A 12,968-nucleotide genomic window follows, 5' to 3' on the forward strand; every position below is an offset into this window, starting at 1 on the left:
AATCTGCCCTCTGTTGGAGCGGGGTGCATGTGGCTGATGAGGAGGACCGTAACAAACTGCGTTCTGAACGTAAATAAGACAGTTTAAAAAATGCGAAGCCGCATCGGCGCCTCTCCGTCGGGGGTGATCTCGACCGCCGCGGTCATGCCGGCGACCAGTTCGACCCCGGGCGGCACCGCATCGATCCGGATGCGGACGGGGATGCGCCGGGCCAGGCGCACCCAGGCGAATGTCTCAGGCACATCGGGCAGGCCCTGCGCGCCGGGCGTGTCGTTGTCGTTCTCGATACCGCGGCCGATGCTGTCGACATGGCCCGACAACGGCCGGTCGAACCCCATCAGCCGGATCTGCGCCGGGCGCCCCGGGTGGACATGGCGGATTTTGGTCTCTTCGAAATAGCCGGTGATCCGGAAGCTGCCGGCATCGACGATCGAGATACGGCTTTCGCCCGCGATCGCATAGTCCCCGGGCCGGAGGCGCAGGGTGCTGACATAGCCGTCGACCGGAGAACGCACGGTCGTGCGCGCCAGATCGAGCCGGGCGAGATCCAGCCGCGCCTGTGCCGCCCGCCAGTCGGCATCGGCCACCGCCGCCGCGGCCTCCACCTGCTGAAGATCTTCGCGCGAGATCGCCTCGCGGAGCCGCTTGCGCCGCTCTGCCGCCGCCCGGCGGACGATCATCTCCTGACGCCTGGCTTCGACATCGGCCTCGGCGGACCGGACGGCAAGGCGGTAGCGCTCGGGGTCGATGACATACAGCACATCGCCCCGCTGAACATGGCCGTTGTCGCCGACCTCGACCGTGGCGACGGTGCCCGACACCTCGGGCGCCAGCCGGACGACATCGGCGCTGACCCGGCCGTCGCGGGTCCAGGGCACCTGCTGATACCGATCCCAGTACTGCAGGGCGATCACGGCGGCGGGCACGACGATGCAGAGGGTGAGGACATAGCGGCCGAGGCGGGAGAGGATCCTGGTCATTGGAAAAGCCCGGTGGATGGCAGGTGCTGGAGCAGCAGCCCGTAAATGATGGCGAAGACGGCAAGCTCGACGAGCGGCCGGCCGGCGAAGAGGCGGCTGAGCCCCGTGACGACCAGAACCCGGATCACCAGCAGGGTGGCAACGAGCGCCAGGACCGCCAGCACCAGCAGGCCGGGGATGAAAACGCCGCCGAGGGCGAGATCGGTGATCATGGGTGTGGCTCCCCGTCGGGCGTGCCGCCACTGCCCAGCCCCAGCGCGAAGCGCAGATCGATGATCAGGTCGAGCAGGCGGGCACGGTTGTGAAGCGAACTGCCGGCGATCAGCCCGGCCAGCGCCCGGATGCGCGGCTCCAGCCCGGCGATCTGGCCGGGGTCCGGCTGCCGGGCCGCGAAGCCGGCCGCGATCGCCGCCAGCAGCCCGCGGGCATCGCGGCCGATATGGCCCTCCACCCGGCCGATCTCGTGGCGGAGCTGCCCGGCGGCATGGCCGATGCGCAGATGATGCATGGTATCGTCGAGCAGATGGCCCTGCAGGCGGCCCGAGAGCCGCAGCCTGGGCAGCAGCAGCGCCGTGCGGTCGACCATGAGGTTCGTCCACCAGGCCTCGTCGGGGGCGGTGCCGAGAATGCGCCGCCGGACATCCCTGCGGCTCAGCCGCAGCAGGCGTCCGATCGCCGCATGGGGCGGGACGGTCTGAAAAATCGTCATGCTCACCATCGCAAAGCCGACGGCCGCGAACAGCGCGACCACGTTGTTGAGGGCGGCGGCGAAATCGCCGTGATAGACGCTGTCCAGCCCGCCCAGGATCGGCACCGTCAGCGTGATGCCGAGCGCCATGAAGGTCGTGGGCGGGCGCGCCTGCAGGGATCCGGCGAACAGGAAGACGGGGGCCAGGACTACGACGAGACCGGCGAAATCCGGCACCCGTGGCAGGATCGCGAAGCCGTAGACCAGGCTGATCGCCACCCCGTAGACCGAGCCCAGCATGTAGGTCCGCAGATGCGGCGCCGGCGCATCGACGGTTCCGAACAGGGCACAGCACACACCCAGGATCGAGACCGCCATCCCGCCATCCGGCCAGCCCGACCAGATCCAGAACAGGCAGCCCATGGTGATGCCGATGGCGGCACCGGCCCCCGCCCTGACCGCCATCCACGGGTCGCGGTGATAGACATAGCCCCTGGCCGGACGGGGGGTCGATCGGCCGGGGCCGGCCCTCAGGGCCTGTTGCCAGAGCCGATCAGTGTCACGAAGCAGGCCGGCCATCAGGGCCAGACGGCCGGCGAGATTGGCGGCCAGCCGGTCGCGCGGCGTCGCCGCCCCCGCGGCAAGCCGGGCCCCGAGGGCTTCCGCCCGGTCGATCAGGCCGCTCGCCGCGGCTGCCCGCGCGGCGGCATCGTCCATGGCGATCCAGCGGCGGAGATCCGCCACCAGCCGCGCGGTTTCGTCTGCCGGATCGCCTGTCTCAAGGCCCAGGGCGGCGATCTTTTCTTCCACCTCCATCGTCAGCGGCAGCAGGTGGGACAGCCGGTCGTGGATCATCCGGCGCAGCCCGATATGCGGCACCAGCGGTGCCGGATCATAGGGCAACTGCGTGCCGAGCCCCTGCAGGCCGAGAAGATCGGCGGCAAGCTGGCGGCGATCATCGCGCGTCTGCCGCGCCGCGGCCCCGCCCAGGGCATCATCCGCCAGGCGCCGGGCATCGCGGAGCGTGGCCGCCAGCCGGCCGGTGAACTGGTCGGTCGCATGTTTGGGCAGAACGATGCGATGAACCAGAACCGCGCAGAGGATGCCGACCGAGATTTCCTGAACCCGCACCAGGGCGGTGGTGAAGATCTGGCCCGGATCGAGCACGCCCGGAAAGCCGATCAGGCTGGCGGTGTAGCCGGCCAGAACGAAGGCATAGGCGCGGGGTGTGCGATCGAGCAGGGACAGGCCGAGGCACAGGCCGATCCAGCAGGCGAGCACGATGCTGCACAGGATGGGGTCGTTCACGAAGGCCGGAATGATCACCACCGTCGCCGCCGCACCGACCAGGGTGCCGGCAAAGCGATAGACGCCGCGGCCGAGCGAGGCGCCCGCCGAGCCTTGCGAGACGATATAGACGGTCAGAACCGCCCAATAGGGCCGCGGCAGTCCGATCCGCAGCGCGAGATAACAGGCCAGCATCGCGGCGATGAAGCTTTTTGCCGAGAACAGCAGCGCGTCTGCATCCGCCCGCAGCAGGGGCGAACGGCAGAGGCGCCGGAGGTGACGGCCGGCTGCGGCAATGGGACGCTCGGGGCGATGATCGGTGCTCATGCCGCAGAGTATCGCCGCGGTGCCAAATCGGTTAAATTCGATATCCGGTCATAAAATCACTAAAAACTGCCAAAGCGATGTGCCCCTCCCCAAGATCTGCCGTCTCCGCCGTCTCGGTCTTCGATCCGGACCTCACCGACCGGCCGGCGGTCGCCAGCCAGCTCGATTTCGCAGACCATGCGGAAGAGGTGCCGGTCCACCGGCATCGCAAGGGGCAGTTGATCCTGGCGCGGCGCGGCGCGGTGACCTGCACGGCGGATAACGACATCTGGATCGTGCCGCCCAATTGCGCCGTCTGGATCCCGGGCGGCATGCCGCACAGCGCCCGGGCGACCGCGAACGCCCGCCTCAGTTATCTGTTCGTGGAACCGGGCGCCGCCCTGCTGCCCGACAGCTGCTGCACCCTGTCGCTCTCGCCGCTGGTGCGGGAAATGGTCGACCGGTTGGCTCAGGAGCCGGCGGATTATCCGGCCGACAGCCATGCCGCCCGGCTGGCGCGCGTCACCCTGGACGAGCTGGCGGGGATGCCGCGGGAGCGTTTCAACCTGCCGATCTCGAGCCATCCCAAGATCCGCGCCATCGCCGACGCTCTGACCCTCGACCCGGCCGACCGCAGCACGCTCGGTGACTGGGCAAAGCGCGTGGCGATGAGCGAACGTTCGCTCGCCCGCCTGATGATCCGGGAAACCGGCCTGACCTTCGGCCGCTGGCGACAGCAGCTGCACCTGATCGTCGCCCTGCGCACACTGGCCGCCGGCACCGCGGTTCAGAACGTCGCGGTGGAACTGGGCTATGAGTCGGTCAATGCCTTCATCGCCATGTTCAAAAAGGCGCTGGGCAGCACGCCGGCACAGTATTTCGCCCAGCGGCGGCGGGGGTAAGGCCGGCCAGGCCCAGACCGTTCAGATAGGTAAAAGTGCAGCCGGCCGACATGGGTGACAGCTGTGCAAGATGGTCGCGGAGGTGCGGCCATGGCGTGGCAAGAGACCCGTGTGATGGATGAGCGGTTGTGTTTTGTGTCGGCGTGCCTCGAGGGCGGCGACAGCATCTCGGAGTTGTGCCGTGTGTTCGGCATAAGCCGGAAGACGGGGCATACATGGCTGGGTCGCTATCGCCGTGACGGGTTCGCGGGCTGGAGGATCGGTCGCGGGCGCCGCATGGCAATCCACGAGCGGTTCCTGATCGGCCCCGAGACCTGGCGGGATCGCGATCCCGCACCAAACCAAGGCCGGAACCGGGGTGAGCTGTTACCTGTGTCGCCGGTCTGAAGTGTTGCCCGTCTTTCCGGTTGCTCAAGGAGACTAAGCGAACATCGACCGCCCACCATATGGCGATAGCGGGCGATCATATGGTTCCAGCGGATTGCGATCTGCTATAAAATGTGAGCAGGTCTCGAAGGAGTATCCGATGCAGCGGCGACTTCGCAATATCCTTCTGGCAGCGGTCGCGGCGGCTGCGTCGATATGCGCCCACACCGCGGGCGCGCAAAGCCTCACGCCCGAGCAGTTGCGGGCCCTGGTGGACAAGCGCGTCACCGCGCTCAATCCGTATCAGGAACTCCTCAACGATCCGGATCCGGCACGAAGCCTGGCTGCCATGCAGATCATGCTGGAGAGCGACGATGCCGAACTGACCCGTCTTGCATTGGAGTTCGGGCTGCTGTCACCCAACCCTTCGGTGAAACGCGCCGCCTTCGAGAGTTTTCTCAAAACCCGCCCGATCTTCTCGATTCGTCTGGACGGCAGGGCAGTGAAGGACAACGACTTTACCGGCGTGATTCGGGATCGGTGGAACGGCAACGTTACGCCTGAAAAGATCGCGTACTGGCGGATCGGCGTCGGTGACTACTCTCCGGACAAGCGCTGCTACGTGAATGCGAATGCGGGTAACGAGTGTTTCGTGACCGTCAATGCGGATGGCATCTTTCTGACTGCGAGCTACCTGAATGCGCGGGGGATCATCGGCGATGACGGCGCCATTGCGGGTTCAGCCACCTTGGGGGCGGTAGACGAACCGGTACCGTTCGCGATCAAACTGCTCGAATGAGGCAAACTGTCGAGTGAGGTTACTCGACAATCACGTCGTCGATCACGACCGGACCGGGACCCCAGGCATCAAGGATCGTGAACGCAATCCACCGGATGTTGCGTGGTGCCATCCGGCCGGTATCGAACAGGCCGTCGGGGGCCATCTGGCCGCGGGTCCATTCCCGGAACTGCTGCCCTTCGTCGTCAAGGGAATACTGGACGATGATCGTTCTGGGCAGCGCATAGTCTGCATCCGTCGGTGCGGTCATCCGGACACGATGCACTGCGGCGACGTTGCCGGTGGCAATACCAAACACGATCCGGGCGCCCGGTACGCCCTCATAGACGAAAACGCCGTTGCCCGTCAGATTTTCCGGGCCATAGCGTGGGTTGACGGGCGGTATAGAGCTGCGGACGACCACCAGCGGTAGCCCCGCCGCCGCCGGCATCCCGGCGGCTGGCGGTATCGCACCGGCCGGCGGGGCGCCATAGGCCGCCCCCTGTTCATTCAGAAAGCGGTGCAGGTTTATCAGAATCTCTTCCGAACGCATGAAGGTCGCCCGACGAGGGTCCGCAGAAGCATAGGCCATGCCGATCGGTGTTTCGCCGACGAAGGCGAAGGCACCGGACGTTCCCTGGCTGATCTCGCGACCGGCCAGGATCTCGCCCTCAAGAGTCAGGTAGCCGCGCTGGGTGATCCGCAGCGGCACACGCTCTTCCTCGCCCGTGGGTGTGAGGCGCAGAAGGCTGGCTTCGGCCGCCCGCCTGCCAGCCGCGTCGACGTCGAGTGCGTCCAGCTGCTCGCTGCAGCGATCCGTGCCGATGCCCCGTATCACGGCAAGTGCCAGATCGATGCCATCCCAGAACGGTGTGATCACGGTGCCCGTCCCGGTCTGCACCGGTGCCGCTGTGGAAACGGTCACGCGCGGAAAGATGCCCGCCACGTGGCGGGGCATCACCGCATAGCAGGTGCCTGCCTGACCGAACATCCAGCCGAAGCCATTCTCTCCCTCGCCGTTCTTCACGGAAACGGTTTGTGCAAATGCGGATGTTCCGTAAATTGCCAGTAGGACGAGTGCCGAAAGGATCACGGTCATGACGTTGCGGAAAAGAATCATGTCTGTCTTTCTCGCGGCTCTCTTGATTCCGACCCCTGGGGCGATGGCACAGGACGAACCGGCACTCGAACTCGGCCAGGATGGCTTCAGGGAGATCGTCCGGCCAAGTGCATTGATTTCCGGCGCGATCGTCACCGGCGTGCAGGTCTATGCTGCGGCACAGGACGATATCTCCATGCGTGGCTTCGTCCCCCGGAGCTGGGCCGGTGAAAGCGTCTGTGCATCTGTTCTTACGATCAACGGGCTCTATGAGGCAACGGCGACCTACAGAATTCCGGCTGAATGGCCGGGTGGAATTGCACTGCTTCCTTTCCCGACCGTGCATGCGGACATTCTTTCCAATGCCGGATCCGATGGCCTGTCGATCCGTGTCAGCCGGAATGCCTGTGGCGCGGAGCTGGGGCGTGACATGTCCTTTGCGCTCTGGAATGGCGGTGGGGGAAACAGGCTGACCGTCCTGCTCAACTCGTTCCGGGCCGATGCGGTCTATCTGTATGTTGCCGGGCGCGAGACGCCGGTCCGCTGCCGTATGATCGATCTGCCGGCCCGCAGCGCATTCGATGTTGCCTGCGATCTGTCCGTCGACGGTCTTGCCGGTCCGACCCGGATCGAGATCCTGCGCATGGTGGAACGCAAGGTTGCGCCGCCCACCGATTTCGTTCTCTGGCTGCCGCAGGAGTAGGCGGTGCGATACATGGCCTTTCTGAGGCGCTTCGTCTCGGGCTTCAGCGTTCTGGTTGTGGTGACGGTCGTCTTTCTGGCGACGACCGCGAATGATCGCTCGTTCCAGATCGAGGCCGAGACTCTGGGCGCCGCGATCACTTTCGAAGGCGACCAGAACATCTGGAACTTCTCGGCTGCCATCCTGTGCCTGCCGCGGGCGATACCTGATCTGCGGCAGCTGACGACGGAAGCGGTGGATCGGGATACCGCCTGTACCGAGGCATTCTTCGAACTGGCGGAGCGGACGGACCTTTCGATCCACTGGCACCATGGTGACGAGGTCGCAGTTTCGGTCGACGGCGAGGGGCGGCTGGAGATCGAGATCAGGCGGCGTCGGGAGACGGATGTACCCGAGCACGCCTTTCTGGTCATACCCGCCGACATTTGGACCCGGCAGGGGGCCCTGACCTTCGTCGGCTCTGCGCGCATCGGCGGTGATATGGCAACGGGGGCCCGCGACTATCTGCGCGCCGGCAGGTGGGACGTGCGGCAGACAGGCATCGCCAATTCTCTGTTTCGGGATGTCACCGAGGTGGTGAAGCGTGGCGACTTTACGTTGGGCAGCTCCGTTCAGGTTCTGAATGCCGGCATGCCTGCCACGCTCTTCGGCAGTATCACCCGGTCGGCGGAAGCGGGCATACGGCTGGTCGCCCTCTCCGAACGGGGTGAGGTCGAACTGCAGGTGGCCTATTTCGGGGTGGGCACTCCGGTCATTCTGCGCCCTGACTGGATCGACAGAATCGTCTCCAGTTCGGTGCTCATCGCACTGATCGGCGTCATGACCTTCGCGTCGAGCATTTTCCAGATATTCATGTTTGCCCGGTCCGGGCGCAACCTCTGATCCCCTGGAGGGCAATCCGGTTTGCTCCGCGGCCAGTAGCATGATTTTTCATCATGCAATGCCCAATATTCATGCGTTGTGATGCCAGCTGGATGATCCCATACTTGACCTACAAATAAAAATGAAGGTCAGGAGACATGCGGGATATGATGAATCGCAGGCGGTTCAACACCTTCCTCGGCGCGGGCATGGTCTCGGCTGCGGCAGGGCTGAAAATCGGGATGGGGCAGGCCTTCGCGGCCGATGGTTCCTTCCAGCGGGTGAAGAATTCGGGGGTTTTGCGCATCGGCGGCGTGCCGGATGGCGCCCCCTATTACAAGAAGAGTCTGACCGACGGCAGCTGGCAGGGCTTTTATATCGATATCTGCAAGAAGCTTGCGGATGATCTGCGCCTCGAACTCTCGGTGCTGGAAACCACCTGGGGCAATTCGGTGCTGGATCTTCAGGCCGACAAGGTCGATGTCTTCTTCGGCCTGAACCCGACGCCCGAGCGGCAGAAGGTGATCGACTTCTCGGTGCCGGTGTTCAACAACGCCTTCTCGCTGGTGGCGAAGGAGGGGTTGGAGGCGACCAGCTGGGAAGACGTGAACAAGCCCGAGATCCGGATCGCGGTCGATGCCGGCTCGTCGCATGATGCCGCCGTGACGCGCCATGCGCCCAACGCAACCGTCGTGCGCCTGAAGAACCAGAGCGACGCCACCGCCGCCCTGCAGTCGGGGCGGGCGGATGCGCAATGCCTGGTGCTGGTGCTGGGCCTGTCGCTTCGGGCCAAGAACCCGAAGATCGGCAAGCTGATCATCCCGACGCCGGCCGACTACACCACCTCGAATGCCGGTTTCCGGCGCGAGGACGACCAGTCCTGGCGGCAGTTCGTCGACGGCTGGATCAAGGCCAACCGTGCGAGCGGCTTCATCAAGGATGCGATCATCCGCAACATGCAGCTGGTGGGTGTGAAACAGTCCGACTTCCCGCCCGGTTTCGACGTCTGATCTCCCCGGATCCGCGGCGGGGCCGGCTGCCGCCGCCGCGGATCCGCTGCCACCCTGGACCGGGAGATCCGGATGTACGAGTGGGATTTCGGCCTGTTGTGGGGCTATCGCTGGCTCTTCCTCGACGGGCTGTGGGTGACGGTGTCGTTCACCGTCGCCATCGTGGCCGGGGGCCTTGCGGTCGGGCTGGTCGGTGCGCTGGGGCTGCTCTGCCGCTTCGCGCCGCTGCGCCTGGCCAGCCTCGCCTTCATCGAGGTCTTCCGCTGCACGCCGATCCTGGTGCAGCTGATCTGGTGCTATTACGCCCTGCCGATCCTGGCGGGTATCGAACTCAGCGCCACCAGTGCGGCGCTGATCGCGCTGTCCTGCTATGGCGGTGCCTTCTATGCCGAGATCATCCGCGGCGGCATCGTCTCGATCGATCCCGGCCAAAGCGAGGCGGGGGCGGCGCTGGGCATGACGCCGGCGCTGACCATGCGGCGGATCATCCTGCCCCAGGCGCTCCGGCGCATGATCCCGGCGCTGATGAACCAGTCGATCCTGCAGTTCAAGAACACCTCGCTGGTCTCGGTGCTGGCGGTGCCCGATCTGGTCTATCAGGGCCAGATGGCCGCCCATGACAGCTTCCGGCCGCTCGAGACCTATACCGCGATTGCGGTCGCCTATTTCGTCATCCTGTTCCCGCTGACGCTGTTCGTCCGCCATCGGGAGCGCAGGCTGGGGAGCCGGTCATGACCGCCGCTGAAACCAGGCCGCAAGAGACCAAGATCGAGATCGCCGGCCTGCAGAAATCCTTCGGGCCCCTGGCCGTGCTGCGCGATATCGGCTTCACCGTGCCCGCGGGCGGCGTGGTCTCGCTGATCGGACCGTCGGGCTCGGGCAAGTCCACCTTGCTCCGCTGCATGAACCTGCTGGTGACGCCCGATCGCGGCAGCATCCGCGTCGGCGATGCCCGCTTCGTCTTCGGCAGCGGTGCGCCGTTGCCCTCGCATCGCGAGCTGGCGGGCTTTCGGGCGCGCACCGGCATGGTGTTCCAGAACTTCAACCTCTTCCCGCATATGACCGTGCTTCAGAACGTGATGGAGGCTCCGGTTCAGGTGCGGCGCCGGCCCAAGGCCGAGGCACGGGAGATGGCGCTGGCCCAGCTTGAAAAAGTGGGCCTGGTCGACCGGGCCGGGCAGATGCCCGATACGCTGTCGGGCGGCCAGAAGCAGCGGGTGGCGATCGCCCGGGCGCTGGCCATGGAGCCCGAGGTGATGCTGTTCGACGAGGCGACCTCGGCACTCGATCCCGAACTGGTGGGCGAGGTGCTGGCGACGATCCTGAAACTCGCCGCCGACGGCATGACCATGGTGATCGTGACCCACGAGATCGCCTTCGCGCGCGAGGTGTCCGACCGGGTGGTGTTCATGCGCGACGGCGTGGTGGTCGAAGACGGCCCCGCCGCCCAGGTGATCGGCGATCCCCGCCAGGACGCCACCCGCCAGTTCCTCAGCCATTTCCACAAAGCCATCTAGGACCAAGCCATGGAGCGCATTGAACGACTGCGCGTCTTCCTGATCGAAAGCCCGATCGCGATGGCCCGGCTGCAGGGCGTCGGCAACGTCAAGGGCACGGTCAAGCGCGTCCTGGTCGAGGCGACCTCCACCTCCGGCCTTGTCGGCTGGGGCGAGGCGGCCCCCTGGGAGGTGTTCACCGGCACCGCCGAAGCGGCCTTCGCCGCGATCGACGTCTATCTGCGGCCGCTGGTGACCGGTGCGCCGGTCAATCGCATCCGCGCTCTGACCCGGGCGATGGACAAGGCCCTGGTCGGCCATGGCGAGGCCAAGCTCGCGATCGAGACCGCGCTGTTCGACATTCTGGGCAAGCGGTCGGGGCTGTCGGTCGCCGAGCTGCTGGGCGGCCGGGTGCGGGATGAGATCCCGCTCTCCTTCTCGATCGCAGATCCCGATTTCGACGCCGATTTCGCCCGCATGCAGGCCATGGTTCCGGCCGGCAACCGGATCTTCAAGGTCAAGACCGGGGTCAAGCCCCATGCCGAAGACATGGCGCATCTGGAGGCGATCCGCGACGCCTTCGGCGAGACGGTCGACCTTCGGCTCGACTACAACCAGGCGCTCGATCCCTTCGGGGCCATCGCCATCCTGCGCGATGTCGACCGGTTCCGGCCCACCTTCATCGAACAGCCGGTGCCGCGCGACTGCCTGGCGGCGATGGCGTCCTTCGCGGCCGCCCTCGATACGCCGATCCTGGCCGATGAAAGCTGTTTCGACGCCCGCGACCTGCTGGAGATCGCCCGGCTGGGTGCCGCCGATGCCGTCTCGGTCAAGCTGATGAAAGCCGGCGGCATCCTGAAGGCGCAGGCGCTGATGGCCGTTGCCGATGCGCTGCATCTGCCGGGCTATGGCGGCACGCTCTGGGAAGGCGGCATCGCGCTTGCGGCCGGTACCCAGTTCATCGCCGCGACGCCGGGCATGTCGCTCGGCTGCGAATTCTACATGCCCCATCACGTGCTGACCGAGGATGTGCTGCTGGAGCGGGTTCCCAACCGCAATGGCAGGGTGATCGTCCCCACCGGCCCCGGCCTCGGCATCGAGGTGACGGAACAGTCGGTGCGCGGCAATGCCCGCATCCTCGCCGAAGCCTGACATGCCGCCGCTGCGGGCCTGATACCGGCGCCGCGGCGGCGCCCCCAGGAAGCAGAGATGTCCCAGACGAACGAGACGCAGGCCGTCGTCATCGGCGCCGGCATCGTCGGCGTGTGCGCGGCGCTGGCCCTTCGCCAGGCCGGCCTGGCCGTTACCCTGGTCGACCCGGACGAGCCCGGCGGCGAGCACGCGGCGAGCTATGGCAACGGTGCTTTCATCACCCCCGCCTCGATCATCCCCATGTCGGTGCCGGGTCTCTGGCGCAAGGTGCCGGGCTATCTGCTCGATCGCGACGGCCCGCTCACCATCCGCTGGCGGCATCTGCCGCGGCTCACCCCCTGGCTGCTGCGTTTTCTGGCCGCCGGCATGACCACGGCGCGGGTGGAGCGCACCGCCGCCATCCTGTCCGGCCTGCTGCACGACGCACCCGACCGCCATGCCGCCCTGGCCGCGGCGGCAGACGTGCCGGGGCTGATCGAGCGGCGCGGCGTGCTCTACGTCTACCCCGACCGTGCCGCCTTTGCGGCCGAAGCCCTGTCCTGGCGGCTGCGGCGTACGGCCGGTGTGGTCTGGCGGGAGCTGGACGCGGCGGATCTGCAGGCCTTCGAACCCGCCTTGTCCCCCGCCTACCGCTTCGGTATCCACGTGCCGGCAGCGGCGAATTGCGCCGATCCGGGGGCCTATGTCGCGGCCCTGGCGGCTCATGGTGAACGTCTCGGCGTCCGCCGGGTCACCGCACAGGCCACCGGCTTCACCTTCGAGGGTATGAAACTGCGGGCGGTCGAGACCGATCAGGGGCCGATCGCCTGCAACCGGGTGGTGGTGGCGGCGGGCATGGCCTCGGCACGGCTTGCCGCCGCGGCGGGGGACCGTGTTCCGCTGGAGGCCGAGCGCGGCTATCACGTCCAGCTGACCGGCGGTGCCCCGGGCGGGCCGCATCTGCCGGTGATGCCGAGCGACGGCAAGATGGCGAATATCGTCACGCGCGAGGGGCTGCGCGCGGCGGGGCAGGTGGAACTGGCGGGGCCCGGTGCGCCGCCGGACTGGCGCCGGGCGGAGATCCTGCTGCGCCATCTCTACGCCACCTGGCCGGGGCTTTCCCGCGATCTGCCGGTGCGCCGCTGGATGGGCAACCGCCCTTCCACCCCCGACGGGCTGCCGGTGATTTCGGCCGCCCGCCGCAGCCCCGATGTCTTCTACGCCTTCGGCCATGGCCATGTCGGCCTGGCCGCCGGCCCCAAAAGCGCGGCGCTGGTCGCCGCCCTGGTCACCGGATCCACGCCACCCCTGTCGCCCGCGCCGTTCGCTGCGACGCGCTTCCGGTGGTGACCGGTCCCGCG

The 12,968-nt window shown here is 66.8% G+C and carries 14 protein-coding genes; 10 read left to right on the forward strand and 4 right to left on the reverse strand.

Annotated elements, in window-relative coordinates:
- Positions 1-83: 83 nt before the first annotated feature.
- The 3 genes from TMO_RS21055 to TMO_RS21065 are packed head-to-tail and all read right to left on the reverse strand — an operon-like array spanning position 84 to position 3,282.
- Positions 84-980 (reverse strand): HlyD family secretion protein, encoded by an 897-nt coding sequence (locus tag TMO_RS21055; protein ID WP_014752809.1) that lies wholly within the window; start codon positions 978-980, stop codon positions 84-86.
- Positions 977-1,192 (reverse strand): DUF1656 domain-containing protein, encoded by a 216-nt coding sequence (locus tag TMO_RS21060; protein WP_014752810.1) that lies wholly within the window; start codon positions 1,190-1,192, stop codon positions 977-979. The genes TMO_RS21055 and TMO_RS21060 overlap by 4 nt, the downstream gene beginning before the upstream one ends.
- Entirely contained in the window at positions 1,189-3,282 is a 2,094-nt protein-coding gene (locus TMO_RS21065) for an FUSC family protein (RefSeq protein ID WP_014752811.1), read from the reverse strand. Before TMO_RS21065 ends, TMO_RS21060 begins: the two co-directional genes overlap by 4 nt.
- A gap of 77 nt (positions 3,283-3,359) precedes the next feature.
- Between TMO_RS21065 and TMO_RS21070 the strand changes: the two genes are divergently transcribed.
- The 3 genes from TMO_RS21070 (at position 3,360) to TMO_RS21080 (ending at position 5,328) form a co-directional block, all read left to right on the forward strand.
- Positions 3,360-4,163 carry an AraC family transcriptional regulator gene (locus tag TMO_RS21070; protein WP_014752812.1) on the forward strand — a complete coding sequence of 268 codons (804 nt, stop codon included), beginning with the start codon at positions 3,360-3,362 and terminating at the stop codon, positions 4,161-4,163.
- A gap of 90 nt (positions 4,164-4,253) precedes the next feature.
- Entirely contained in the window at positions 4,254-4,550 is a 297-nt protein-coding gene (locus TMO_RS21075) for a helix-turn-helix domain-containing protein (protein WP_051045575.1), read from the forward strand.
- A gap of 139 nt (positions 4,551-4,689) precedes the next feature.
- Positions 4,690-5,328, forward strand: coding sequence for a hypothetical protein (locus tag TMO_RS21080; RefSeq protein WP_014752813.1), 639 nt, complete (start codon positions 4,690-4,692; stop codon positions 5,326-5,328).
- Positions 5,329-5,347: 19 nt separating this feature from the next.
- Here TMO_RS21080 and TMO_RS21085 read toward each other — a convergent pair whose 3' ends face one another.
- Positions 5,348-6,427 carry a hypothetical protein gene (locus tag TMO_RS21085; protein ID WP_014752814.1) on the reverse strand — a complete coding sequence of 360 codons (1,080 nt, stop codon included), beginning with the start codon at positions 6,425-6,427 and terminating at the stop codon, positions 5,348-5,350.
- On the opposite strand from TMO_RS21085, the gene TMO_RS29845 reads away from it, so the two are divergent.
- The 7 genes from TMO_RS29845 (at position 6,426) to TMO_RS21115 (ending at position 12,957) form a co-directional block, all read left to right on the forward strand.
- Positions 6,426-7,109, forward strand: coding sequence for a hypothetical protein (locus TMO_RS29845; protein WP_051045576.1), 684 nt, complete (start codon positions 6,426-6,428; stop codon positions 7,107-7,109). The two genes, TMO_RS21085 and TMO_RS29845, sit on opposite strands and share 2 nt — an antisense overlap.
- A 60-nt stretch (positions 7,110-7,169) precedes the next feature.
- Entirely contained in the window at positions 7,170-7,991 is an 822-nt protein-coding gene (locus tag TMO_RS29850; RefSeq protein WP_145978347.1) for a hypothetical protein, read from the forward strand.
- Between the two features lie 146 nt (positions 7,992-8,137).
- Positions 8,138-8,980 (forward strand): transporter substrate-binding domain-containing protein, encoded by an 843-nt coding sequence (locus TMO_RS21095; protein WP_014752817.1) that lies wholly within the window; start codon positions 8,138-8,140, stop codon positions 8,978-8,980.
- 72 nt (positions 8,981-9,052) lie between these two features.
- The gene (locus TMO_RS21100; protein WP_014752818.1) at positions 9,053-9,715 is read left to right on the forward strand and encodes an amino acid ABC transporter permease; all 663 of its coding nucleotides are present in this window, start codon (positions 9,053-9,055) and stop codon (positions 9,713-9,715) included.
- On the forward strand, positions 9,712-10,497 hold the full coding sequence (locus tag TMO_RS21105; protein WP_014752819.1) for an amino acid ABC transporter ATP-binding protein: 786 nt from the start codon (positions 9,712-9,714) through the stop codon (positions 10,495-10,497). The genes TMO_RS21100 and TMO_RS21105 overlap by 4 nt, the downstream gene beginning before the upstream one ends.
- A 9-nt stretch (positions 10,498-10,506) precedes the next feature.
- A complete protein-coding gene (locus tag TMO_RS21110) occupies positions 10,507-11,628 on the forward strand; it encodes an enolase C-terminal domain-like protein (RefSeq protein ID WP_014752820.1) in 1,122 nt (373 codons plus the stop codon).
- Positions 11,629-11,685: 57 nt separating this feature from the next.
- Positions 11,686-12,957, forward strand: coding sequence for an NAD(P)/FAD-dependent oxidoreductase (locus TMO_RS21115; protein ID WP_014752821.1), 1,272 nt, complete (start codon positions 11,686-11,688; stop codon positions 12,955-12,957).
- The last annotated feature ends 11 nt before the right edge of the window (positions 12,958-12,968 follow it).

Origin of the sequence: Tistrella mobilis KA081020-065 (assembly GCF_000264455.2) — a bacterium.
Lineage (GTDB): Bacteria > Pseudomonadota > Alphaproteobacteria > Tistrellales > Tistrellaceae > Tistrella > Tistrella mobilis.